Origin of the sequence: Microbulbifer sp. TB1203 (assembly GCF_030997045.1) — a bacterium.
In the GTDB taxonomy this organism is placed as follows: Bacteria; Pseudomonadota; Gammaproteobacteria; order Pseudomonadales; family Cellvibrionaceae; genus Microbulbifer.
Window position 1 is genome coordinate 4,994,254 of sequence record NZ_CP116899.1, and the last position, 24,684, is coordinate 5,018,937.

General features: G+C 59.8%; 21 protein-coding genes. 9 read left to right on the plus strand and 12 right to left on the minus strand.

The genetic code is table 11. The features are described from left to right. Positions 1–221: 221 nt before the first annotated feature. Positions 222–359, minus strand: coding sequence for a hypothetical protein (locus PP263_RS21165; protein WP_308366062.1), 138 nt, complete (start codon positions 357–359; stop codon positions 222–224). A 717-nt stretch (positions 360–1,076) separates the two neighbouring features. On the opposite strand from PP263_RS21165, the gene PP263_RS21170 reads away from it, so the two are divergent. Next, on the plus strand, positions 1,077–1,556 hold the full coding sequence (locus PP263_RS21170; protein WP_308366063.1) for a hypothetical protein: 480 nt from the start codon (positions 1,077–1,079) through the stop codon (positions 1,554–1,556). Between the two features lie 3 nt (positions 1,557–1,559). Here the strand turns inward: PP263_RS21170 and PP263_RS21175 are convergent, their stop codons facing one another. From PP263_RS21175 to PP263_RS21190, 4 genes are all read right to left on the minus strand, one after another. Further along, the gene (locus tag PP263_RS21175; protein WP_308366064.1) at positions 1,560–4,088 is read right to left on the minus strand and encodes a protein kinase; all 2,529 of its coding nucleotides are present in this window, start codon (positions 4,086–4,088) and stop codon (positions 1,560–1,562) included. A 232-nt stretch (positions 4,089–4,320) separates the two neighbouring features. Next, positions 4,321–6,930: a protein kinase gene (locus PP263_RS21180; RefSeq protein ID WP_308366065.1), complete on the minus strand. Its 2,610-nt coding sequence runs from the start codon at positions 6,928–6,930 to the stop codon at positions 4,321–4,323. A gap of 60 nt (positions 6,931–6,990) precedes the next feature. Beyond that, positions 6,991–7,977 carry an FHA domain-containing protein gene (locus PP263_RS21185; RefSeq protein WP_308366066.1) on the minus strand — a complete coding sequence of 329 codons (987 nt, stop codon included), beginning with the start codon at positions 7,975–7,977 and terminating at the stop codon, positions 6,991–6,993. Positions 7,978–8,402: 425 nt separating this feature from the next. Further along, positions 8,403–8,924: a MarR family transcriptional regulator gene (locus tag PP263_RS21190; RefSeq protein ID WP_308368651.1), complete on the minus strand. Its 522-nt coding sequence runs from the start codon at positions 8,922–8,924 to the stop codon at positions 8,403–8,405. Between the two features lie 333 nt (positions 8,925–9,257). Here PP263_RS21190 and ectA point away from each other — a divergent pair, with 333 nt between their 5' ends. The 5 genes from ectA (at position 9,258) to PP263_RS21215 (ending at position 15,014) form a co-directional block, all read left to right on the plus strand. After that, entirely contained in the window at positions 9,258–9,902 is a 645-nt protein-coding gene (ectA, locus tag PP263_RS21195; protein WP_308366068.1) for a diaminobutyrate acetyltransferase, read from the plus strand. A gap of 55 nt (positions 9,903–9,957) precedes the next feature. Next, positions 9,958–11,295: a diaminobutyrate--2-oxoglutarate transaminase gene (ectB, locus tag PP263_RS21200; protein WP_308366069.1), complete on the plus strand. Its 1,338-nt coding sequence runs from the start codon at positions 9,958–9,960 to the stop codon at positions 11,293–11,295. 105 nt (positions 11,296–11,400) lie between these two features. Further along, complete coding sequence (locus PP263_RS21205) at positions 11,401–11,805, plus strand: ectoine synthase (RefSeq protein WP_308366070.1); 405 nt, start codon at positions 11,401–11,403, stop codon at positions 11,803–11,805. A gap of 78 nt (positions 11,806–11,883) precedes the next feature. Then, a complete protein-coding gene (locus tag PP263_RS21210) occupies positions 11,884–13,329 on the plus strand; it encodes an aspartate kinase (RefSeq protein WP_308366071.1) in 1,446 nt (481 codons plus the stop codon). Between the two features lie 224 nt (positions 13,330–13,553). After that, positions 13,554–15,014 (plus strand): sodium/proline symporter, encoded by a 1,461-nt coding sequence (locus PP263_RS21215; protein ID WP_308366072.1) that lies wholly within the window; start codon positions 13,554–13,556, stop codon positions 15,012–15,014. A 191-nt stretch (positions 15,015–15,205) separates the two neighbouring features. On the opposite strand, the gene PP263_RS21220 is transcribed toward PP263_RS21215, so the two are convergent. From PP263_RS21220 to PP263_RS21230, 3 genes are all read right to left on the minus strand, one after another. After that, complete coding sequence (locus PP263_RS21220; protein WP_308366073.1) at positions 15,206–15,772, minus strand: YceI family protein; 567 nt, start codon at positions 15,770–15,772, stop codon at positions 15,206–15,208. Between the two features lie 12 nt (positions 15,773–15,784). Further along, the gene (locus tag PP263_RS21225; RefSeq protein ID WP_308366075.1) at positions 15,785–16,375 is read right to left on the minus strand and encodes a cytochrome b; all 591 of its coding nucleotides are present in this window, start codon (positions 16,373–16,375) and stop codon (positions 15,785–15,787) included. Between the two features lie 301 nt (positions 16,376–16,676). Beyond that, positions 16,677–17,336, minus strand: coding sequence for a hypothetical protein (locus tag PP263_RS21230; protein ID WP_308366077.1), 660 nt, complete (start codon positions 17,334–17,336; stop codon positions 16,677–16,679). Positions 17,337–17,486: 150 nt separating this feature from the next. On the opposite strand from PP263_RS21230, the gene PP263_RS21235 reads away from it, so the two are divergent. Then, entirely contained in the window at positions 17,487–19,004 is a 1,518-nt protein-coding gene (locus PP263_RS21235; RefSeq protein ID WP_308366079.1) for a dipeptidase, read from the plus strand. Between the two features lie 282 nt (positions 19,005–19,286). Here PP263_RS21235 and corA read toward each other — a convergent pair whose 3' ends face one another. Together corA and PP263_RS21245 are read right to left on the minus strand one after the other, a co-directional pair. Further along, the gene (corA, locus tag PP263_RS21240; protein WP_308366081.1) at positions 19,287–20,240 is read right to left on the minus strand and encodes a magnesium/cobalt transporter CorA; all 954 of its coding nucleotides are present in this window, start codon (positions 20,238–20,240) and stop codon (positions 19,287–19,289) included. A gap of 81 nt (positions 20,241–20,321) precedes the next feature. Next, entirely contained in the window at positions 20,322–20,759 is a 438-nt protein-coding gene (locus tag PP263_RS21245; RefSeq protein WP_308366082.1) for a host attachment protein, read from the minus strand. A 440-nt stretch (positions 20,760–21,199) separates the two neighbouring features. Here PP263_RS21245 and PP263_RS21250 point away from each other — a divergent pair, with 440 nt between their 5' ends. Continuing rightward, positions 21,200–21,628: an Hsp20/alpha crystallin family protein gene (locus tag PP263_RS21250; RefSeq protein WP_308366084.1), complete on the plus strand. Its 429-nt coding sequence runs from the start codon at positions 21,200–21,202 to the stop codon at positions 21,626–21,628. A 110-nt stretch (positions 21,629–21,738) separates the two neighbouring features. Continuing rightward, complete coding sequence (locus PP263_RS21255; RefSeq protein WP_308368653.1) at positions 21,739–22,137, plus strand: CBS domain-containing protein; 399 nt, start codon at positions 21,739–21,741, stop codon at positions 22,135–22,137. Between the two features lie 5 nt (positions 22,138–22,142). Here PP263_RS21255 and PP263_RS21260 read toward each other — a convergent pair whose 3' ends face one another. Then, a complete protein-coding gene (locus PP263_RS21260; protein ID WP_308366085.1) occupies positions 22,143–23,663 on the minus strand; it encodes a phospholipase D family protein in 1,521 nt (506 codons plus the stop codon). A gap of 49 nt (positions 23,664–23,712) precedes the next feature. Continuing rightward, positions 23,713–24,663: a YafY family protein gene (locus PP263_RS21265; protein WP_308366086.1), complete on the minus strand. Its 951-nt coding sequence runs from the start codon at positions 24,661–24,663 to the stop codon at positions 23,713–23,715. Positions 24,664–24,684 lie beyond the last annotated feature (21 nt).

The following is a 24,684-nucleotide window of genomic DNA, read 5'->3' on the forward strand; positions in this document are numbered from 1 at the left end:
GCGGATCTACTTCTACTCTCGGGCCGGCTTTCACTTGAGACTTGGCTTTCATAACGTCTCTCCTTTCGTTTTTGGTTTGGATAGATACCTGAGCTGCCCGCGTTCCCTGAAAAAAGGGGTTGCCGGCGCACTCACCACAAAAGACTACCCGCTTTGCCCGGCCGAGTCACCCCTGCCGGCCGTCAAAAAACGAAACTGTGAAATGATCCCAGTGGCCCCTGTTAATCAGGGATACGTAAATCACCGGCAGGGTGCGCACGCGCCTCTTTTCCCAGCCATCCCAGGCGCAGGGTTTTCGGGCAGCTCTTTGTCCAGCACACCAGTTCGGCACCCTGCAGCAGTGCGCGGGCGATATACAAGCGGCTCCTTGTTAAGGGGTAAAGCGAAAGCGTGTCGATCGTCCTGGGTTGGGGCCACTGATGGGCACGCTTCGCTTTGCCCATCCTACAAAAGATTGTTCGCCGGCTGTGAGTGGTTAAAAAGACGCCAAACCTGTAATGGCGTGTAATGGCGTGTGATCGACCTGTTATCGGTTTATCCGTAAAGTAGCGCTCCGGGTTGAGGGCCATAGCGCCGCCGTGGTGTGCAGACGGCCGGTCTATGGGCACTCCTCAACCGCATCCGATGGACTGGATGCCGTGCCGTACGCGGCGCGGCTCGGGTAGGAAGCCCTTCAGCGCCAGCTGAATTGCCAGGCCGGCTGGGTATACACAGAGTACGTCTGCCCAGCTTGGGAATGGGCCTGGCCGCGGGGCACGGATGCTCCCTTCGCTCTTGATAGTGTTGTTGTAACCGTCTGATGGTTGGGACCATCATTTTGAGCCGGCAGTGACACGGTTGCTGCCGGCTGTTTTTGATTCGGACCATCCATGGCCCTCACCCTGCGGGCAGCCTTCGGCTGTCCAAAACGACGGTCGTGCCGTTTTGTGATTCGGGCCATCCGTGCGCTCACCCTTTGGGTAGCCTCCGGCTGTCCAAAGCGGTGGTCCTGTCGTTTTGCCCTTTGACAGGGCACAATAAACACAAGCGCGCTCCCAGTGCGCGAAAATAATATTGATACTAGGGAGGAATACCCAATGCTGAATCCAGCACAAACAAAAACCATCGATGTAAATAGTGGGGAACTGGTAACCTATGAGTTTACCGTCAAGCCAGTGGCGGATGAGGGGAAGGTCTGGGCGATCGAGGATGCCGGCGGAAATCTGATCGACGATATTGTGGCGGTGTTCAAGAGTATTGAGGGATCAGGGCATGGCTATGGCTGTGCGGAGTTGAAGTTTACCCTTGAGGGAGCTGGTTGGGAGTGGGACTGGAAGTCTTGCGGGCGCAGGCGCCTGCCCGGTATCCAGTTCTGTGAGCGGCCGACGCAGCGCCGTTGCCGTTGTGAGTTTCAGGCCTTTATTGATGAGGATAATGCGCAGGTTTTGTATGTGGACCTGGATCCCAAGCATAAGGAGGATGGGTGCCGCCGCGAGTACAAGTATTGTTGGGTGGCGAGATATAATGGTAGGAAGTTTAAATCTGCAGATCCAAGAGTGGAAATTGAGCCCCAATAGGAATTAGTGGCAGAGAGCTTCAACCACCTTTTTGGATATTTCTGGATGGGGGCACAGTTGGTGAAAGACCGGTAGGGAAAACCAATCTGCTCCCATTCCTTGCACTAACAGCTGTTCAATATGGTAACTGGCTGAGCGAAATTCTCCTGCCAGTATATAAATTTGAGCAGAATAGTATTTCACGTATGTATCATCTGGTGCCTCTCGGCTAAGTTGATGAGCTAGAGTGATTGCTTCCGAAATGTTACCCAAGTAAGCTTGAGCAACTGAGCGGTAGCTTCTCTCTCTAATGCCGTATTTTTCAGCTGTTAATTTTTCTATTTTACGGAAATACTTCTCAGCTTTTTCTTTATCTCCTTTCATTAAATGTACCTCGGCGAGGTTATATATCGGTAATAGGTTGTTGGGTGCCATTTGCATTGCGTTAGTATATGAGCTTAGAGCCAAATCATATTGTTCTTGTAGAAAATAAGCTACCCCCAGATTAGAATGCGTTCTCCAGTTGCGTAGATGAAGCGGAATACTGTTTATGGCTGATTCTGCGGCCACATATTTTCCCATTTCGATATTGATTGCTCCCAGAGTGGCATAAGATGCCCAGTGTTCAGGGAAGCGTGTAATGACACTATTTAGGGTCTGCTCTGCCTGCTGGTAATCGCCGCTGCCGAATTGATTCATCGCAACTAGATAGAAATTTTCTGCGGATGGATTTAGTTTTGCTGCCTTATGGGCATATTGAATTCCGTCCTTGTATTCTCCTTGCATATACAAAAAGCGTGCATACTTGTTGAGCAATTGTGCTGGAGGGTAATCCAGTTCTAGCAGCCTGCTTAGGAGTCTGTTAAATGCTGCTCGATCGTTATCATAGCTGCGCAGCCAAAGCTCCAGTTCGAGAGTGGTGGTCTCATCTATATTGCGAAGCTTGGCGCGCTCCAGTACCGTTAGTCCGGACTGGATATAATTAAAATTATCTGAAGTAACATAGAGGTTTGTTGCTACACTGGTATACGCTCGGTAGAGGTTGGCGTTATCCAGATACCGCAACACCAACTCCTCCATTACTTTAAGATCGTTCTCTTCTAGATCCTTACTGTCCGCTCGTGCCACTATCTCCAGATAGCGTCGATAATCCTTATCACTCATCAAACCTTGTTCAGTCTCATGCTTGAGATAGGCCTGCTCAAACAAATGCGCACTGGCCTCGCTGATCTGATACTCAGACTCCTGCCGCTTCTGTGGCAAAAATGCAAAACTGGTCTGGTTCCTGATCAGATCGTCGGCTGCGCCCAACCGCTGTATTTCGATTTCACAGCGGGTCCGCGCGCAGTGCAGATAGGAAACCAGCACGTCGGTTACGCCCTTCTCCCGCAGGGATTTGATCTGTGCTTCCAGGTCGTCCTCGGGCTTAGGGGTAAAAGCCACCAAGGCACTGCTTTTCAGATGTCCCACGGCGCCGGACAGCGCCTGCCGCACCAAGGTATCAGTAAGCTCCGGCGCCTCCCCCTCAATCTGCGCGGGCAGCACGGCAATATACTGCGGCTCCAGCCGATTCAGATAGCTCCAGCCCCAAACACCACCCGCGATTACAACAACCGCCACGGCAAACGCGGCAACCTTACGCCAGTGATTATTGCGCGGCTTGCTGAGCAGCTGGGTGATAGTGGCAGAGAACTCCTCAGTATCCGCATCCGGTTCTCCCACGCGGTACATAAATTCCAGGGCATCGTAAACCAGCTGTGCACTCTCCGGCCGCTGGGTGGGGTCCTTGTGTAACAGTTTGTCCAGCAGCACGGCCAGTGGCTCGGGGATTTTCGACCAGGCCTGTTGTGGTGCGGTATGGGGTTCGTTGATCACCCGGCCGGCCAGGGCCAGGAAGTTCCCCTCGCCGGCGTCGAAGGGTTTGGTGCCGCACAGGAGTTCGTAGGCGATGGTGCCCAGGCTGAACAGGTCGCTGCGCAGGTCCAGGGGTTTGCCCTGGATCTGTTCCGGGGACATGGCGCCCAGGGTGCCGGCCACGTGATCTTCCTTGGTGAGGTTGAGATCCTGCTGGTCCTGGGATTTGGCGATGCCGAAGTCGGTGATCTTGGCTACGCCGTTATTGGTGATCAGGATATTGTCGGGCTTGAGGTCGCGGTGGATGATGCCCAGGGCGTGGGCTTCGCCCAGGCCGTTGCAGATCTGCATCAGCAGGCCGATCTTTTCCCGCAGCGGTGCGATACGCTCGCGCATCCACTCGCGCAGGGTGGTGCCTTCCACGTATTCCATCACCAGGGCGATGCCGTCGTCTTCCTCCAGTACGTCGTAAAGCTGGACGATATTGCTGTGGTTGAGCTTGGCCAGCAGTTGGGCCTCGGACTGGATGCGGCCGCGGGCAGACGCGCTGGTGGCGTCGCGGCGAAGCTTCTTGATGGCCACCGGGCGGTCCAGTTTGGTGTCCTGCGCCAGGTAGACCACGCCCATGCCGCCGGCACCAAGGGTGCGGCCCAGCCGGTAGCGGCCTAACTGTATCTGTTCCGGTTCGGCGGTTTCCATGGGTGTTTATTCTTTTTTCGGGGGTTGATGGGCACGTCGCTGCGCTCCTTTGCCCATCCTACGGTGTTGGCCTTATGGGTGTCTGCAGGCTGGCGCGTATTGTCGCACTTTGCCCGGATTTTTGCATTTGCCGAGCGCATGCCTGTGCTCGGTCCTTCGGTCAGACTTCGCTGCGCCGAATCGCTTCGGGCGATTTGATCGCGTGCCAGCAGGCTCCTACAGTCGGATTTTTCTATTGTCTCGCTACCTGGGTGTTTTGTATTCCCCCTGGGCAGAGGGCCGGGTATTCCTTGTACAGATCGGCAAAGCCGCTATGGGTACAGACCTTCGCGAAGCGGCTGGTGTGGTACCAGATGGGCGACTGCCCCAATTCCAGGGTTTTACGGATATGGGCCTTGGTGGAGACCAGGTCCTCCGTGGTGATGTAAATCTGTGCGCGTATGTGATTGACGTAGATATCGTCCGGGGCGTCGCGGCGGATCTTGAACAGGGTTTCCACCGCGCGTTCCGGTTGTCCTAATTGGGCGTAGGCCAGCGCCAATATCAGCTGGTTGTCCCAGCCCTCGCGGTCCCTGTTCAGTTCCACGACGCGCTCGCTCAGCTGTCGGGCTTTTTCGGGTTGCTGTAGTTCCCGGGCTATTTCCGCGCGGTAGAGCAGCGGTTCCACGTCGCTGGGGAGGGCGATGTAGAGTTCGTCGAAGCAGTGGTCGGCCTCGACGTAGTTTTTTTCCAGGTAGTGAGCAGTGCACAGGTTGTAGAGGTCCAGGGCGCTCAGGCGGTCGGGGCTGACGGTGCCGAGCAGGCGGATGGTCTCTCCCGTGCGGCCCATGTCCAGTTCGTTGGCGGCGAGCAGGGAGGTCGCGTCGGTGTAGTTGTTGTCGGTTTCCAGGACTCGTTGCAGGTAGGGTTTGGCCGCCTCCATTTCTCCGGCGTAGCTGAGGGTCACTGCCTTCTGCATCAGGTGGGTGGTGCTGGTACGCATGGCCAGGGCCTTGTCCACGGCATTCAGCGCCTGGTCGTAGTCGCCGCGAAGGTGGTGGTAGACGGCTTCCATATAGTAGTAGCGGGCCGGGTCCGGCATGATCATTTTCAGCTGTGCCAGGACCTGCCCGGCTTCCTGCCAGTCGTAGCGCGCATTGGCCAGGAACAGCCGTGCCCCAAGTACTTCCGCTGTGCCGGCGATTTGCGCCGGCGCCTTGGCGAGGAACTTGTCCAACCGCTCGATGGAGTCCGTGTTGCGATTGGTATAGCGGTGGTCGTAGGCCAGCTTGCCGTAGAGCTCATAGATGGGGGGGAAGAGCGGGGCCTTTTCCCGCAGCTCTTCCAGGGCATCCAGGGTTTCCTCGGTGACTTCGGCGGTGCGGTAATCGAAACTGTTCGTTTCCAGTTCCAGGTAGCGGCGGTAGTCCTCTTCCCCGATGCTGAGGTTCGGATCCCTCTCGCGGGGTGGGAATTTGGGCAGCAGGTAGTTGACCTGTTGCAACGTCTGCTCGAAGCCTCCCTTGATGCCGTTCAGGTTCAGCGAAAGACTGCGGTGAGCCACGACAAACAGCCCTTCGCTGTCGATCAGCTCCAGGGAGAGATCGCACAGGGTGGGGCCGCAGGAGATGTCCGGGTTGAGCAGCAATTGTGCGTTGAGCGCCTGGGCCTGGCGCTCCAGGGGCTGGCCGCGCAATGCCTGGGATTCCGAATAGGGCACCAGGTAGAGACCGTCCCGGTTGGAGAGCCCGTGTTTGATGGCGTTGAGGGCGCTCTGCACCAATAGGCGCGCTTCCCGGCTCTGTTCGGGCATGGCTGCCGGGGATATCAGGGCTATATATTTTCCGTCGCTGGTTGAAGAGACCTTCGGCAGCAGAAGGGCGAGTGCGGCGGCGGTAAGCAGCAGGCCGGCGACGGCCGCCGCGATACCGATCCAGGCCCTGCCGGTGACGGGCTTGCGTTGCCGGCGGCGGTGGTAATCTTCCGCGGTAATGGTCACCGTACGGCTGCCACTGAAACCGGATCTGCGGTTTTCCAGGCTCACTGCAATGGCCTCCAGCTCCGCAGCCACCGAGGCGGCATTCAGGGGGCGTTGGGTCTGGTCCTTGGCCAGCAGCCGATCCAGCAGTTGGCTCAGGGCCGCCGGCAGTTCGGGATTGAGTTTCGATGCCGGCGGATGCTGGCTGTTGACGATGCGGTCGACGAGCACATAGGGGCTTTCGCAGTCGCCGAAGGGGTTCTGTTCGCACAGCAGCTGGTAGGCGAGCACACCCAGGGAGAAGAGGTCGCTGCGGTTGTCCAGCGGTTTGCCCTGGGCCTGTTCCGGCGACATGGCGCCCCAGCTGCCGGCGATGTGCTGTTCGCGGGTGAGGTCGCTGGTTTCGCGCCAGTTCTTGGCGATGCCGAAGTCGCCGATCTTGGCGGTATTGTCGCTGTCGATCAGGATGTTGTCGGCTTTCAGGTCGCGGTGAATGATGCCGATACTGTGGGCCCGGGAGAGGCCGTTGCAGATCTGCTTGAGCAGCCGGACTTTCTGGATCAGGCCCGGATTGCGCTCGCGCTGCCAGTAGGTGAGCGAGCAGCCGTCCACATACTCCATCACCAGCGCCACGTCGTTCCGCTCTTCCACCACATCGTAGATCTGCACGATGTTGCTGTGGTTGAGCTGCGCCAGCAGCAGGGCTTCCTGGCGAATCCTGAGGTGCGCGGAGCTGCTGCTGGGATTCTTCACCAGGCGCTTGATGGCCACCTGGCGGCCCAGGCGTTCGTCCGTGGCCAGGTAGACCACACCCATGCCGCCGGAGCCGAGACGGCCGGTGACCAAGTAGCGTCCGATGTAGAAAGGTGGTTGTTCTGTTGGCATGGCGGTTGTCAGTGACCAATGATCAGTTATCGATAGAGTTACTCTTACTGTTCATGCTGTTCACTGTTCATTGACTGTCTCCGCCCCGCTCGTGTGAGCTTCCAGTTGGGACCCCTTATAGATCTCGAACTGGTCGCAGCCCAGGCGGATTTCCCAGGCCCGCCGCTCTACCAGGGACGAGGTGTCGATGGCGTCCGGCAGGGATTCGGCGATCTGCTTACGCGCGCGGAAGAGCTGCATATTCATGCTGTTTGGGGTGAGGCCCAGTTCCTGGGTGGCCACCTGGATGGGAATCCAACCCTGGAATTCCGGGTCCAGCCCCCTTTTTATGTCCCTGATGCGCGCGCGGGCCAGATAGAGGAGCAGGTAGTGGTGGGAGCGGCCGGGCAGCGGGACTTTCACTTTCTCGCGGATCAGCTGCATCTGCACGTGTTCTTCGTGGTAGCTGGAGATGAAGCGCAGTTTGAAGTCCGCGATCGACAACTGCTCCAGGGACAGTTCCTTGGTGGTGCCCTGATTGTCGGCGAGAAACAGTTGCCAGCCGTGGCGGCCGCAGTCGATGCGGTCGCCGTGTTTGACGACGCGGGCGTTTTCGTTGCCGTTGGAATTGCCGGTGAGTTCGTACAGCCACTGGCCGGTGACGGGGTTCAGATGCAGGGTGGCCAGCGGGTCCCGCTCGTCGGGCAACAGGTGATACCGCTCCAGGTATTGCGCTTCGCCGGTGCGCAGGTCGATCAGCAGGTTTTCGGGCGCGTCCAGGTTTTCCACTGTCCACAGTGGATTGTCGGCGCGGCCGAAGGTGATTTTGTCCCCCAGTTGGAGCTGGTAATTTTTTGCCGGAACCAACTGCTGGTCATTGACCCAGGTGCCGTTGCGGCTCAGGTCGCGAATATTCCAGTGGGTGCCGGTCCACTGAATGGCGGCGTGGATGCCGGAAATTTCCGCGCTGGTGATCCGTGTGTCCACGGCGCCCTGGCGCCGGCCGATGGTGTGGTGCGCCATCAGGTAAACGGGCTGCTCCCTGTCAGGGTGTTGCAGGCATGCCATGTTGTCGGTCCCTTCGCCCCAGTTTTTTTATCGAAACAGACAGGTGGTGCAATGGCGGGAGGCGGGCGGTTGCCGCAGGCTAACCGTCGGGAGCCGATAGTGGCTATCGGTTGTTTTTCGCCAGGCGTCTTCCGCGCGCGCTAAACCACTGCCCAGGCCCCATGCAGTGAAGCGTAGTTAGCAGCGCTTTGGTGTTGTTATTGCGCCCTGTCTTGAATAGTGAGCGCTAACTCTATAGTTGGCGGCCACTTTTAGTGTTGTTCGCCCATTTATACCGAAGTTCCGGTCGATTGCAACGATTGAGTGCAGAGCGGGGGAATTTTGCCGGAAACTTGCGCTGGCGCGCAAATCATTGTGTGCAATATCGAATATTCCCTTTGTCGGGACCGGCCATTGTCCGGGCAGTCAATTGTCTGGAATGGGAGTTAATTTCCGTCGTCGGCTTCTTCCTTTTCCGACGGCAACTGGCGGCTGTCCTTGCGGTCCAGGTCGCCGACATCCAGCACCGGCGAGGCGTCGATATGTTCCGCGTCCATCATCAGTGCCACCCGCTGCAGCGACGAGATGATCATCGACTGCTCCCAGTCGCGCAGGTCGCGAAACTGGCGCACGAAGTGCTCCTGCAAGGGGGTGGGGGCGTCGCGGATGATATCCGCGCCCTTATCGGTGAGATAGGCGTGGACCTTGCGCTTGTCCTCCGAAGAGCGCTCCCGGTACACCAGTTCGCGCTTCTCCAGGCGGTCTAGAATGGTAGTGACCGTCGCCTGGCTGAGGCTGATTTCCTTGGCCAGGGCGCCGATGGTGACCTGGCCCTTCTCGCGGATCGCCTGCAGCAGCAGCAATTGCGGGGCGGTGAGGCCGGCGGTTTTCACCAGTTGCTTGGAGTGGAGGTCGGTGGCGCGAATCAGCCGACGCAGGGTAATCAGTACTTCTTCAATCTTGTCCATTAAAAGCAGGCTCTGCAGGTCGCGGCGGGAGAATCGCCTGTGGCCGACTTTAGGGGCCTGGTCGCGATTGTCAATTGTCTCGTCCCGCGTCCGCCCATGGGCGCTGCTTTCCGCGGCGTTGCCCGATGGGGTCAATCTGCGTGACTTGTGATCAGTTTGCATGGAACTCCGTCTTGCGATTTGGTCGTTAGTTAGAGTACTATGCAAAAAATTATTTAGAGTAGTAAATAGTTTTATGCATTAAAGGCCAAATATGACCTAAAAAGTGGGATTTGGACGGAAAAATCTACTTTTTGGCCTTTAAATAAACATTTGACAACTAAAGGTATCGATTTGAGCGCCAACAGCAAAGCGAGAGCTATCGGCCAAACGAGAGCCATCAGCCAAACAACAGCCACCAGCCAGGCGAGGGAAGAACGGGCTGAAGGAGAAGCCACGGAAGGAGAGGTCCAGGCGCGGCGCAGCGCCAAAGGGGCAGAGCTCCTGCTGCGCCGGCCCCTCAGTGAAGACGGCGCCGCGGTTCACGCGCTTATCGGCCGCTGCCCACCCCTGGATGAAAATTCCATCTACTGCAACCTGCTGCAGGCCAGCCATTTCGCCGACACCAGCGTCGCCGCTGAGCTGGATGGCAAGCTGGTCGGTTTCGTCTCCGGCTACCGGGTGCCCGAACGCCCGGACACCCTGTTTATCTGGCAGGTGGCGGTCGCCGCCGAGGCTCGCGGGCTTGGTCTCGCCGGCCGTATGGTCCGGGAGATCCTGGGCCGCCCCTGCTGCGCCGAAGTGCGCTTCCTGGAAACCACCATCACCCCCGACAACCGCGCTTCCTGGGCGCTGTTCCGCGGCCTGGCGCGCAAACTCGACGCCGGCTGCGAGGAGTCCGTGCTGTTCGATCGCGATCGCCATTTCCGCGGCCGTCACGACAGCGAAACCCTGCTGCGCATAGGCCCATTCACCGGCGCGGCCAAGGGCGCCGGGTGACCCCCTGCCCCTTTACCTATTCAATCCTCCAAACTCACCAACAAGGATTGCCATCATGAAAGTTTTTGACGAGATCGAATCGGAAGTACAGAGTTACGCGCGCGCCTTTCCGCGCATTTTCAACCGCGCCCAGGGCGAGTACCTGTACGACGAGGAGGGTAACCAGTACCTGGATTTCCTCGCCGGTGCCGGCACGCTCAACTACGGCCACAACAACCCGGTATTCAAGAAGGCGCTGCTGGAATATATCGAGCGCGACGGCATCACCCACGGCCTGGACCTGCACACTGCGGCCAAGCGCGATTTCCTGGAGATCTTCTACGAGAAGATCCTGCAGCCCCGCGGCCTGAGCTACGTCATGCAGTTCACCGGCCCCACCGGCACCAACGCGGTGGAGGCGGCGATGAAAATCGCGCGCAAGTACAAGGGGCGCGAGAACATCATCTCCTTTACCAACGGCTTCCACGGCGTTACCGCCGGGTCCCTGGCCGCCACCGGCAACTCCCACCACCGCGGCGCCGCCGGCGTGAGCATGGCCGGTGTGACCCGCATGCCCTACGACGGTTACCTGGGCGACGACATCGACACCACTGCCTACCTGGACAAGGTGTTGTCCGACTCCTCCAGCGGCGTTGACCACCCGGCGGCGGTGATTGTCGAAACCGTGCAGGGCGAGGGCGGTATCAACGCGGCCACCACCACCTGGTTGCGCAATCTTTCCGAAGTGTGCAAGAAACACGACGTGCTGCTGATCATCGACGATATCCAGGCGGGCTGCGGCCGTACCGGTAGTTACTTCAGCTTCGAGGAGTCGGGGGTAGTGCCGGATATTGTCACCCTGTCCAAATCCCTCAGCGGCTACGGCCTGCCCTTCGCAGTCGTGTTGATGCGGCCGGAGCTGGACCAGTGGAAACCGGGCGAGCACAACGGCACCTTCCGCGGCAACAACCTGGCCTTTGTCACCGCCACGGCGGCGATTGATCACTACTGGAGCGACGACAAGTTCGCTGCGGAAGTGCTCCGCAAGGGCGACTACATCGGTGAACGCCTGGAAAAAATCGTGGACAACTACGGCGACGGCAATCTCACCACCCGCGGTCGCGGCATGTTCCGCGGGCTAAACTGCGTGAACGGCGACCTGGCCGGACAGATCACCCGTGAAGCCTTCCGGCACGGACTGGTGATCGAGACCAGCGGCGCCGACGACCACGTGGTGAAAACCCTGTGCCCGCTGACGATCAGTGACGACAACCTGAAAAAGGCGCTGGATATTGTCGAGGCGGCGGTGGCCAAGGTACTGAAAGGCCAGGACGTACCGGAGGAGCACGATTTCTTTGCCGAGGACGGCGACGAAAACAGTGAGAAAAAAGACACACTGGCCGGCGCAGCCTGATTCGGAAGGGCGATAAACCCTCGCTAGAATTTATTGGACCAATAGGTGCGCTGGCCGTGCTTATTGGGCCTTTTAATAACTTTTTGAGCTTGTGAGAGAGTAGTAATGATTGTCAGGAATTTACAGGACGCAGAAAAAACAGCCCGCCGTGTGGTTTCCGAAGGTTGGGAGAGCACGCGGCTGCTGCTGAAAAACGACAATATGGGGTTCTCCTTCCATATCACCACCATTTATGAAGGTGCCGAGCTGAACCTGCATTACCAGAACCACCTGGAATCGGTGTACTGCATTTCCGGCGAGGGCGAGGTGGAGACGGTGGCGGATGGTGTGGTCTACCCCATCCAGCCGGGCACTATCTATATCCTGGATAAAAACGACAAGCATATCCTGCGCGCCAAAACGGAAATGAAGATGGCCTGTGTCTTCAACCCGCCGTTGCACGGCAAGGAAGTACACAATGCCAGCGGCGCCTACGAACTGGAAGCAGAAGAAATCTCCGACAAAAAATGACAGATGTTGTATAGGCCGGGTCGCCCGCTGGCGGCGCGGTTCGACAATAGAGTTCGAAACGACATCGACAGGGAAACCATGAAACTACACACGGTGGAAAAAATCGGCGGCACGTCCATGAGTGACTATGCCGCAGTTCGCGACAACATCATTCTCAAGAACGGCCGGGCGGATCGCGAGGGGGTTTACCAGCGTATCTTCGTGGTCTCCGCCTACGGCGGCATCACCGACATGCTGCTGGAACACAAGAAATCCGGGCGCCCGGGTGTCTTCGCCCTGTTTGCCGGTGCCGAGGAGGAGCGCAGCTGGTCGGAAGCCGTGCACGGCCTGCGCGAGCGCATGGGCGAAATCAACGCCGCGCTGTTTGAAGATCCGGCGCTGCGCGACAAGGCCAATGAGTTTATCGGCGAGCGCCTGGAAGACACGCAGCGCTGCCTTGCGGATCTGGAGCGGCTCTGCCAGCACGGTCACTTTGCCCTCGAGGGCCATCTTGATACCGTCAGCGAGATGCTCGCCAGCCTGGGTGAGACGCACAGCGCCTGGAACACGGCACAGCTGTTGCGCCAGGAGGGCATCGAGGCGCGCTTCGTCGACCTCACCGGCTGGCGGGACAGCGATCACTTGACCCTGGACGAGCGCATCGAGCGCGCCTTCCGCGATATCGATCTCGCCAGGGAACTGCCCATTGTCACCGGCTATGCACATACGCGCGAGGGACTGATGAAAACCTTCGCCCGCGGCTACAGCGAGATGACCTTCAGCCGCATCGCGGTGATCACCGGTGCGCGCGAGGCGATCATTCACAAGGAATACCACCTGAGTAGCGCCGACCCGCGCCTGGTGGGGGAAAATCAGGCGGTGCCCATCGGCCGCACCAACTACGACGTGGCGGACCAACTGGCCAACCTGGGTATGGAAGCCATCCACCCCCGCGCTGCCAAAGGGCTGCGTCAGCAGGAAATCCCGCTGCGGGTGATGAACACCTTTGAGCCGGAACACCGCGGCACCCTGGTGACCGGCGACTATGTCAGCGAAACCCCCTGCGTGGAGATTATTGCCGGGCGCAAGAATATCTATGCGGTGGAATGTTTCGACCAGGACATGATGGGCAGTATGACGGCCTATGATCGCACCATCAACGAAATCATCGGGCGCTTTAAAGGCAGCGTGGTTACCAAGGACACCAACGCCAATACCATTACGCATTTTCTGGCCAACAACCTGAAAACTGTAAAGCGTATTCGCAGCGCTATCTGCGAGCAGTATCCGGACTGCGATATCCAGGTGCGCAAGGTGGCAGTGGTCTCCGCAATCGGCAGCGATATGAAGGTGCCCGGTATGCTCTCGCGCGCGGTGGCGGCGCTGGCGCAATCCGGTATCAGTATCCTTGCGGTGCACCAGTCCATGCGCCAGGTGGATATGCAGTTTGTGGTGAATGAAAGCGATTATGAAGTCGCAGTGAAAAGCCTGCACCACGCGCTGGTGGAGGTTTATGAACACGGCGATGCAATATGCGCGGCTTGAGATATTCCACGTCTTGGGAAGCCTCTGAATATCGTCATTCCGGCGAAGGCCGGAATCCAGAACACGGCGATTTCTCTGGGCTCCGGCCTTCGCCGTATTCAGCGGTTCCTTAGCTGGTATCCTGACGCGGAGATACGAGGTTTCTAAAAAATAATTAAAGCCTTTGCCCGGCCCCTGTGTTTCCGGGGGGCGGAGGAAGGTTTAACCTGCGGGGTCGCTATCCCATGCTGCTTGCCAGTTTTCTCGGTTTCCTGTTGATGTTTCTCCTGATTGGCTTTTCGTCGGTGCTGGTCCGCTCCAAGAAACAGTCCGACTACCTGCTCGCCGGCAGTTCCGTGCCGCCTTCGCTCACCGGTCTTTCCGCGGTGGCCACCAATAATTCCGGCTTTATGTTCATCGGGGTGATCGGCTACACCTACGCCACCGGTTTGCCGGCGTTCACCATGATGGTGGGTTGGATTCTGGGGGACTGGATGGCCGCTACCATGGTGACGCGCAAGGTGCGGCAAATGACCGAGCAGCGCGGCACCCTCACCATCCCTGAGCTGTTGTCCCGCTGGGGCGGGGAAAATTTCCAGCTCCTCAAGGTGGTGACCGCACTGATCGCCGTGGCTTTGCTGGGCGTTTACGCTGCCGCCCAGTTTAAGGCCGGCGGCAAGGCCCTGCAGGCCCTGTTTGGCTGGGATCTGCGCACCGGCGCGGTTATCGGCGCGGTGATGGTGCTCTGTTACGGTTTTTCCGGCGGCTTGCGGGCCTCGGTGTGGACCGACGCCGCACAATCGGTGGTGATGATCGTCGCAATGGCGGTGATGCTGGTTGCGGCGGTGTCCACCGTCGGTGGTTGGCAGCCGGCCTGGACCGGTCTGCACGAGGTTTCGCCCAGTTTCTTTCAGTTTTTCCCCGTCGAATCCGCTGTCAGCGGTTGGAACGGTGCCCTGCTGTTCCTGATTGGCTGGACCTTTGCCGGGGCGGCGGTGATCGGTCAGCCCCATGTGATGGTGCGCTTTATGGCCTGCAATGATGTGAAAAGCATTCGCCGGGCGCGCATCTACTACTATCTTTGGTTCGTGGCCTTCTACATCCTGGCGGTGGGTGTGGGCATGATGGCGCGCCTGCTGATGGACCTGGGCGCGGTGGGCCCGTCCCTGGTGATGAGTGGCGGTGAGCTGGACGCGGAACTGGCCCTGCCGGTGATGGCGGAGGTGCTGCTGCATCCGGCGGCCACCGGCCTGGTGTTGGCGGGGCTCTTTGCGGCCACCATTTCCACTGTGGATTCGCTGATACTAAGCTGTAGCGCCTGTCTGTCCCGGGACCTGATGCCCTCGCGCTGGCACGGCTACAGCACCGCCCGCGTCGCCACACTGGTGGTGGTGGGGGCTTCTCTGCTGATCGCCCTGTTCGCCAAGGAGAATGTATTCAACCTGGTGCTGTTCGCCTGGGGCGTGCTGGGCTCTGCCTTTGGTGGTCTATTGGTGGTCTATGCGCTGGGCGGGCGACCCCGGGAGTCGCTGACCATCGCGATGGTACTGGTGGCTAGCGCGGTGGCCATTGGCTGGCGCATGTCCGGGCTCAATGCGACCATCTTCGAAGTTTTGCCGGCGGTGGTGAGCGCCTGGTTGGTATACGGCGTGGGTCGGCTCTGCGGCCTGTCCGCTCCGGCGAAATTATCGAGCGTCGGGGCCTAGGGTGGACAAATCTGCCGGGAGCAGATTTGCACAGCCGAAGGCTGCCCGCGAAGCGGGTGAAGTGCAGGGACGCACTTCATGAATGCGGAATGCGGAATGCGGAATGCGGAATGCGGAATGCGGAATGCGGAATGCGGAATGCGGAATCAAGGAGTTGACCACATTCCGCATTCATCATTCCGCATTCATTATTAAATCTTAACGCCTTCCACATCCAAAATCATTTCCACGGTCTGTGACGCCGGTCCCAGATCATAGTCGATACCGAAGTCCTTCAGCTTGAACTCTGTGGTGCCGCTGAAACCCTGGCGCTCGCCGCCCCAGGGGTCCTTGCCGCCGCCGATGTTGGTCACATCGATGGTGATTTCCTTGGTGACGCCGCGCAGGGTCAGGTCGCCGGTCAGTTCGGCCTTGCCGTCGCCCAGGGGCTTAAAGGCGGTGCTCTTGAAGGTCGCGGTGGGGAATTTGGCGACGTTGAGGAAATCGGAGCCGCGCAGGTGCTTGTCGCGTTCGGCGTGGTTGCTGTCGAGGCTGGTGGTATCGATTTTCACCTCTACGGAAGAGGATTGCGGGTTTTCTTCGTCGTAGGAGAAGGAGCCGTCGAATTTGTCGAAGCGGCCGTACAGCCAGCTGTAACCCAGGTGCTTGATGCGGAACTGGACAAATGCATGGGCGCCGCTGGTATCGATCTTGTAATCCGCGGCCTGGGCGGTCGTGCCGATCAGCGCGGCAAACAGCAGTGCGGTGAGTTTTTTCATTGGTTGCTCCCTTTATTTTGCGGTTGCGGGGTTGGGGTTGGAGTTGGTGATTGCGGCACCGCGCCCAAGCATTTTGCGCAGGGTGGCGTCGCGGTCGATAAAGTGGTGTTTCAGTGCCGCCAGCGCGTGCAGGGCCACCAGGGCCATCAGGCTCCAGGCGAGCACCTCGTGCACCAGCCCGGCAATGTCCTCCTGACTCTCGATGCCGCGGATCGTCGCCGGCACTTCGAACAGGCCGAACACGTCGATGGGACGGCCGTCGGCGGTGGAAATCAGGTAACCGGATAACATGATCGCCAGCAGCAACAGATAGATGACACTGTGAGCCAGGCGCGCCAGTGTTTCCTGCCAGCGTGGGGTTCCGGCCTCCGCCGCCGGACTGGGGTTCATGAATTTCCAGGCCAGGCGCACCAGCAGCAGCCCCAGCAGGATGATGCCTATGCCCTTGTGCAGTTCCGGACCCTGGCGGTACCAGGGGTCGTAGTAGGATAGTTGGCGCATCCACCAGCCCAGGGCGAACATCCCGATAATGGCGGGAGCCATCGACCAGTGCAGGGCAATGGCCACCCACCCGTATTCCGTGTTGCTGTTTTTGGCTGGCACGACATTCCCCCTATTGTCCGGAAGCGCCCATTATAAAAACTCCGAAGCAATGGAACAGTAAAAAAACCTGAACGAACCTATCGAAAAATTGGCAGGATAGCCAATTTCGGCGCCGAAGGCGCCCGGAGGGTGAGCCACAAGGAAGTGGCGAATCAAAAATTGGCAGGATAGCCGATTTTTGTACCTGCTCCCCTCTCCCGCCCGCGGGAGAGGGGCTGGGGGAGAGGGGCGAGCCTTCGGCCCGCGTGCGGAGCCGGAGCTCCGCGGTCCCGGGAGCCGTTCCCACCAAGGGAAAAGCGGATCAGTACGCCTGCCGCGCCCCCTCCCGCTCCGCCGCCGCCAGTACCCGTTCCGCGGCACTGCGGTCGATATCCCCGTTGCGGCGCGCCAGTTCCCTTGCCAACCGGGCGGGGGAGAGCCCCGGCTTCGAGCCGTCCAAGGCCAGTTGTTCCAGCTCCCAGATCATATTGAGCAGCAGGTGTGGTTTAAGTTCACTATCCGTTTCCTGGGGGGAGAATATCTGCGGCTCCAGTTGTTCCAACTGGCTGCGCTTCACCACCAGCTCGGCAAAAGTGGGATACCAACGACTGCTGAAAGGCTCGGGGCGCTGACTCCGCTCGAAGGTGATACGCAGGCGGTTGCCCTCCGCATCTTCCAGCAGTGGGGTGTCCTGTTCGTAGGCGGGCAGGGCGGGGCGGTGGCGCAAAATGCCTGCGATCGCCTGCCAGTCGCTGTGGTTTTCCGGGCACAGGCGCAGGGGCTTATCCAGTTCGCGGGTACCGCGGCCGTCGGTATAAGTGAGCAATTGGCCGGGGCGGTACCAGTAGAGATCCAGTTGATAGTCCTCGGCCAGGTCGGCGAGATCCGCGCTGGTCAGCGGTTCCTCCGCCACGGCGCTCAGGTGGTTTACCGCCTGTTGTATGCTCAGCCACTGTCTGCGGTGGAAAGTTGTCTGTCCCATTGGCGGTTTCCCGGCGTGGCGCTTTTCATGCTTATTTTAGCAGTTGAGACGGAGGGCCATGGAACCGCGACGACCAGTGTTGCCGGCGCAGGATTTATCCACAGGTGGCGAGTAGAATCCGATTTCAATAATTTGAAAAAGGAGCCGGCTGTGAAACGCTATTCCCCTGTCTCGCGGTTTTTGCTGTTGTTGATCGCGTCTCTGGCCACTGGGGCCGCCGCGGCCGATGTGTCCCGGGAGGCCCGCGATACCGCCGACTACGCAGTGCGAAAGTACGAGCCGGCGATGACCGGGACCCTGGCGGAACTGGTGCGTTTCCAGACCGTCGCCCGGGAGGACCTGGCGTTTGAGAAAAACCGGGAATTTACCGGCTTCAAGCGGGCCCTGCGCGACAAGGCGGGGGAGTTGGGCCTGGAGTATCAGGATCACGGCCATGTGGTGGTGGTCGCCCTGGGTGAAGGGGAGCGGAAAATCGGCATCGTCACCCACGGCGACGTGCAGCCGGCGGATCCCTCCAAATGGGCCAGGAGCCCTTTCGAACTCGACCGCGAGAGCGAACCGGGCAAACTGATCGGCCGCGGCACCGAGGACGACAAGGGTCCCATCGCCACCGCGCTCTACGCGATGAAGGCGATCAAGGACCGGGGCGTGCCGATGAAGCGGCGTATCGAACTGCTGGTTTACCTGGCGGAGGAGTCCGACTGGGAGCCGTTGAAGGCCTTCCTGAAGGATTACGACATGCCCGAGTACAACATCACCATCGATGCCAGCTACCCGGTGGTGACCGCGGAAAAAGGCTGGAGCGAGGTGCGCGTCACCGCGGCGCCAAAAACCGTGGAGCACAGTGACCGCCCCTACCTGGACGAATTCTACGGCGGCTATTTCCGAAGCCAGGTGCCGGACGAGGCCCACGCCAGGGTGATCAACGCCACTCCAGAGCTGGTGCGGGCAATACGCGCCCGTGCGGATGGGCAGCCGCAGGTCCGCTACACCTTTGAGCCGCGGGACGCCGCGCTGGAGATCACCGCGCGGGGCAAGGCCACCCACAGTTCCGAGCCGGAGCACGGCATCAACGCCATCGCCTTTCTCGCCGACGCGCTAAAAGTGTACGAGTGGCCCGCCAATGCCGCCGGCACCACCGTGCACTACCTGAACGATCTGGTGGGTACCGGCATCGTCGCGGAGCAATTCGGCGATATCGCCTATACGGACGATTTTATGGGGCCGATGACCGCGGCGGTTACCATGGTCAAGAAGGACGACAGCGGATTGATCACCCATCTCAACCTGCGCCGCCCCACCGGCAAAAGCGCCGGACAGCTGGACCGTGAAATCCACAAGGCATTGGGTGAATGGCAGAAGCGCCGCGATATCGCGCTGGGTAAAGTGGAGGTGGACCTGGGAGAACCTTACCGGGTGGAAAACGCTCCCCATGTGGAGCCGTTGCTGACGGTGTTTCGCCACTATACGGGCATGGAGGACGCCGGCCCCGTCGCCATCGGCGGCTCCACCAATGCCAAGCTGCTGCCCAACGCGGTGAGTTTCGGCCCCTCCATGCCGGGGGTGGCTTACAGCGGCCACTCCGAGCACGAGTTCCTCACCGAGGAGCAGTTCCGCCTCAATCTGAAGATGTACACGGCGATGATGGTCGAGATCGCCAATCTGTGATCGACCTCTTACAGGCCGAACACTAAGTTAAGGATTGGCAGGACAGTTTTTGTAGGATGGGCAAAGCGTAGCGTGCCCATCAAGGCCGGAAAGATGGGCACGTCGCTGCGCTCCGTTGACTCGCGCCATCCATGGCGCTCGCCCGCTTCGCGGGCGCCTGCGGCGTCCAAATCGGCAATCCTGCCGATTTGTGCCCATCCTACAACTGAACTGGATGCCGGTACCGGATCAAGTCCGGCATGACGTTCCTGCGCCAGTATGACGACTTCTATGCCGCCTCCATCACAACCACCCCTTTTTCTTGAAATACCAGTAGGGCGCTATCCCGGACAGCACGATCAGTACCAGAGCGAAAGGATAACCCAGCAGCCATTTCAGCTCCGGCATAAATTCGAAGTTCATTCCGTAGATGCTGGCCACGGTAGTGGGGGGCAGAAAGACCACCGCGGCGATGGAAAACATCTTGATGATGTTGGTCTGTTCGATATTGATAAACCCCTGGGTGGAGTCCATCAGAAAGTTGATCTTGTCGAACAGGAAGGTAGTGTGGGCCATCAAGGTGTCGATATCGCGGATGATGTCCCGCACCGTCTCCTGCAGTTCGTTGTCGATCTTGATATGGCGCTGTAAAAAGGTGATGGAGCGGCGGGTGTCCATCAGGCACAGGCGCACCTTGCCGTTGCTGTCCTCCAGCTTGGCCAGTTGATCGATGGCATCCTCCAGTTCCGCGGCCTCGTCCTCCAGCACCAGGTGGCTGACCTCGCCCAACTTGAGGTGGATATCCTCCAGGGCGTCCGCCAGGTTTTCCACTTTCTGCTCGAACACCAGTACGCACAGCTCCTGGGCACTGTGCGCCTCCACCTGGCCGCGCCGCGCGCGCATGCGCAGCAGTCGGAAGTCCGCCAGGTCGCTGTCGCGCACGGTGAGCAGTCGCTGTGGCTGCAGAATGAAGGCCACACTGGCGGTATTGTGGCGGCCCTCGCTCTGGGTCAGGAACAGGGAGTGTATGTGAACGCCGGCATGGTCTATGTAGTAGCGTGCCGATGCCTCGATCTCCTCCACATCCTCAGACTCCGGCAGCTCGGTGCGCAATAGCTGTTCCAACAGTTTGCGCTCTTCCTCCTGGGGCTCCTGCAGGTCGACCCATACGGCCTCCGCGAGCTGCTTTTCAGTGGCACCCGTGTCGGCGGGCTGCTCGGCGATAGCGCCCCGCCTGATCTCGAAGAGTCTCAGCATTGCCGTGTCCCGTAATTCTTGTAGTCGATAGTTGGGACATATTTACAATCCGCGGGGTACAAATCAATATTTGCGGAACGGTCAGAGCCAAGTCGGCAACTGCGCGCGGATCTCCTCCGCCTCGCAGCTCACCAGGTTCTTGCCGGTTTCGCCGGCGATGGTGGCCAGGGTGGGCGGCTTGAGAGCATCGCGCAGGCTGCCCACCATTTGCGGTTCCGCCACTATGTAGAGCTTTTCGTAGCGCCCCTCCTGCCGCCCCCGCTCCAGGGCGTGGGCGATCTCGCGGGCGAAGGTTTGCCCCGCGCGACGGTGCAGTTCTGGGGAGTTGCCCATGGCATGGCGCCCCTCGCCGCCGCTGTCGAAGGCGCGCCCGGGGGCGTCGCTCTCGATGTCCCGGCCCTTGAGGCGTGTCTCCGGGTGGATCAGTGTCTCCAGTTCGGTGAGGGCGCCGGCCCGCTTCTGGGCTTCAAACAGGCGTGCGCGGGACTGATTGGCCACGATTACCCATGCAAGTGCCATGAGAATTTCCTCGGTTGTTCTCCCCTTAATGCTAGCCCGGATATTGCACCACGCCGCTCTTTTTTTTGTATAACGCTATGATTTTCAAACAATTCCCGGGGTGACAATTTGCTACCCACCATCGCTGGCCGCGCCCTCGCTTGATCTCTGCACGCTCAGCAATATCCGGGCTAGTTGAAACCGTTGTTGCCGGGGAGCCATTAATGGCTGTGAGCCGGGAGTTATCAGGAGCCAGTTTTTTATAAGGCAATAGTCTGTGAACTGGCATCGGCCGTAGTCGCCCGCTGCGCAGATACTCCAGGAAATTTTTTCATCTTCCCGCTACCGAGTGGCGTCCCTTTCTCTAGACTTATTGACGAAACACTAAATCGTGGTTTCCGGGGAATCGTGCCGGAGCCGCGGTGCGGGTTTTTTTCATTTACTAGTAGGAGATCTACAACATGAGCCTTGTACCACGCGGATCGCTATTCGACCTGGACAACATTTTCGAGCAGTTTATGTCCCCTGTGCGCACCATAGGTGAAGGCAAGGAAGGCTTTTTCTCTCCGCGTATCGACGTGCGTGAGACGAAGAAGAATTACGAAATCAGCGCCGAACTTCCCGGCGTTAGTCGCGACGATATCAATGTGACCCTGGAAAACGGTGTGCTCACCCTGGAGGCCGAGGTGCATCGCGAGGAGAAAGAGGAAAAGGAAGGCCGGGTGATTCGCCAGGAGCGGCGTTACGGCAAATTCATGCGCAGCTTCAATCTCGGCTCCGATGTCAGTGAGGACGAGATCGATGCAAGTTTCAAAGACGGTGTCCTGACCCTGAAGGCACCCAAGCGCGAAGAAGCGGTACCGCGCAGTCACCGCATTGAAATCCACTGACGGGTGCGGAAGGGAGTGTTCCCGCGGGGAGGTGGCGATGCTCGCCACCGACCCTACACTGCGGGTTATATAACTGAAGTAGGAGGTATGTGATGAAAGTCAAGCAAGCAATGCACAAAGGGTGCACTTGGTGTTCTCCGGACTCATCCTTGCCAGAAGTGGCAAAGATCCTGCGTGACGAGGATATCGGCTCAGTGCCGATCGGTGAAAATGACAAGCTCATCGGCATGGTGACCGACCGCGATATCTGCTGCCGCGGTGTGGCGGAGGGGCGTGATCTGTCCTCGTTGACCGCCCGGGATGTGATGACCGAGGGAGTCGCTTGGTGCTGGGAGGACGACGACCTGGATGCCGCTCTCCAGAAGATGGAGGAAAACCAGTTGCGTCGCATGCCGGTGATGAACAGCGAGAAGCGCATGGTGGGTATACTGAGCTTGGGAGATATTACCCACTCAGCGCCTCCCCAGCAGGCCGCCGAGTTCGCCTCCTCGGTTTCGGCGCACCACTAGTACCGCTAAAGAAGATGTTCGATCGGCAGCCAGCTGCCGATTCTCGAACCCAATCTCTGCAACAAGCTGGCACCGGGATCGCGGGACAGTACCTCGCCGTCCCCCCGGTGCCAGTAGATCCTGCCATTGCGCAGTTCCAGCCGGTAGGCGTGGTGGGGAATATTTTCGATAAAATTTTCCGCTACTTTGCCCGTCAGCTGCGGTGATTCAATCAGCAGGCCCAGTTCCGTGTTCAGGTAGATGGAGCGCGGGTCCAGGTTGAGCGACCCCACGTAGAGCGTCTGCTTGTCCACTGCGAACGCCTTGGCGTGCAGCAGGGAGCGGGAGCCCTGCTGCCAGTTGTCCAGCTTATACTTGCGTGCGTTGGACATCTCGTACAGATGGATGCCCGCCTCCAGCAGCGGCTTGCGGTATTTGCGGTAGGCGCCATGTACCAACACCATATCGCTGGACGACAGCGACGCGGTAAGGATATGAATTTCCACTCCCCGCTGTGCCGCCGCGATCAATTGTCCCAGGTAATCGGGGCCGGGCAGTACATAGGGGCTGATGATGATCAGCTGCTGTTTCGCGGCGTTGATGCGCCACAGCAAGTCCCGCTCGGCGTAGCGGCCGGCTTCCGGAGGCGCCAGCGTTATCTTGTCTGGTGGATCGTAGACGGCCAGCGTTTTCCCCCAATACCAGAGCCCGTCGTCCTCACTCAGGGTGCGAATCACCGGTGAGCGTTCCAGGCTCCTGCCGTAGTCGCTGGCCAGCAGTTGCTGCGCGTTCGTGTTCAATTCGTCCACGAAATCCTGCTGCTGGGCGAGTGTCGGCCGGTAGTCGATCACCGAGCTGACCGGAAAGCTGTAGCGGCTGTTCCAGTAGAGGTCGAACTGGCGGGAGATGTCCGATACCACCGGACCGATGGCGAGCAGGTCCAGGTCGCCGAAGGTGATGGTCTTATCAATGCCGAAATACTGGTTGCTGAGGTTGCGCCCACCGATAAAACTGATTCGGTTGTCCGCGGTGAGGGATTTGTTGTGCATGCGCCGGTGCAGGCGGGGGAAATCCGCCAGCAGTTCCAGTGCGCGCGGCCCTTTGTGGGGAAAGGGATTGAACAGGCGGATCTGAATATTGGGATGGAGGTCGAGCAACGCCAGCACCCTGTCCGCGTCGCCGGTGGTGAAATCGTCCAGCAGGAAGCGGACGCGCACCCCGCGATTGGCGGCCTCGATCAGTTCGCGGGTGAGCAGCAGGCCGGTTTCGTCGCGGCGGAAAATAAAATACTGGATATCGATGGAGCTCCGCGCGGAGCGAATCGCTGCCAGGCGCACCGCCAGCGCGTTCTGCGCCGAGGTCACCGGGTAGACTCCACTCAGGCCCCGGTGTACGGCCGTGAGGCGCCCGGTGATCCGCGCCAGGGGCGCGTCCGCGGGCGGGTCCAAATGGTAGCTGCCGGCCCTGGGCGGGGGATCGGGAAAGACCGCCTGCCCGGAACAGGCGCTCAGGCAGGTGATCAGCAGGAGCAGAGCGGTGTGGCGCAAGGCGACTTCCATGTGCCCGTTGGTAACAACAGCGAGTATAGCCGCCGCCTCAAGCTTCCCCGGCGATCGCGAGCAGCTCCCGCGCCAGCGCGCCCAGCTCCTCTTTCAGTTCCTGTGGCCGCTGGATGGAAAACTCGAATGGCAGCCTGGTCAGCTGGCGCGCAAACCATTTGAGGCAGCCGGTGCGCGTTTGCAGCAGCACGCCGTCGTCCATGGGGGTGAGTATCCCCATATGGCCGTCCAGTTCGGCGCTGGCGGTGGGCAGATCGGTGCGCAGCAGCAGTTCCACCGGGATTGCGCGGGGGATTTCCGCCAGGCTCCGCTTCAGGTAGTCGGCGGCGTCGAAATCCCGCGGCCGCTGAAAGGGCATTTGCAGGGGCTGCAGTTTCCCCATGCGGTCCAGGCGGAAGGAGCGGATGGCGTCGCGCAGGTGGCAGTGGCCCACGGCATACCAGCGGCCGCGGCGGAACACCAGGCCGTAGGGGTTGAAGTTGCGCCGGGTTTGCTGTTCGCGGTTGTCCAGATAACTGAACTGCACGCTGTGCAGCGACTGGGTCGCGGCGGCGAGGGTGGCGACCAGTTCGCTGTCGGCGATGGCCTGGGGGGAGAAGTCCAGGGTGACCGTCTCTCTCAGGGCGCGCAGGCGCTGTTTGAGATTCTGCGGCATCACCCTTTCCAGTTTCGCCTGCGCGCTTTCCGCCGCCGGCGCCGCCTCGCGGGCGCCCAGCTCGCGCGCCGCCAGCAGCCCCAGGGAAATGGCCAGGGTCTCCTCGTTGGTGAACATCATCGGCGGCAGCTTGAAGCCGGCCACCAGCGAGTAGCCGCCGTAGCGGCCCCGTTCCGCGACGATGGGAATGCCCAGGTCTTCGAGGGTGGTGATATAGCGGCGCAGGGTGCGCCCGTCCACGCCCAGTTGATCCGCCAGCTCGCGACCGCTGAGCTGGCCGCGGCTCTGCAGTAGTTCCAGCAGGTAGAGTACGCGGGTGGTGGGGTTTGACATGGGTTTTTGTTGCGCCTCTGG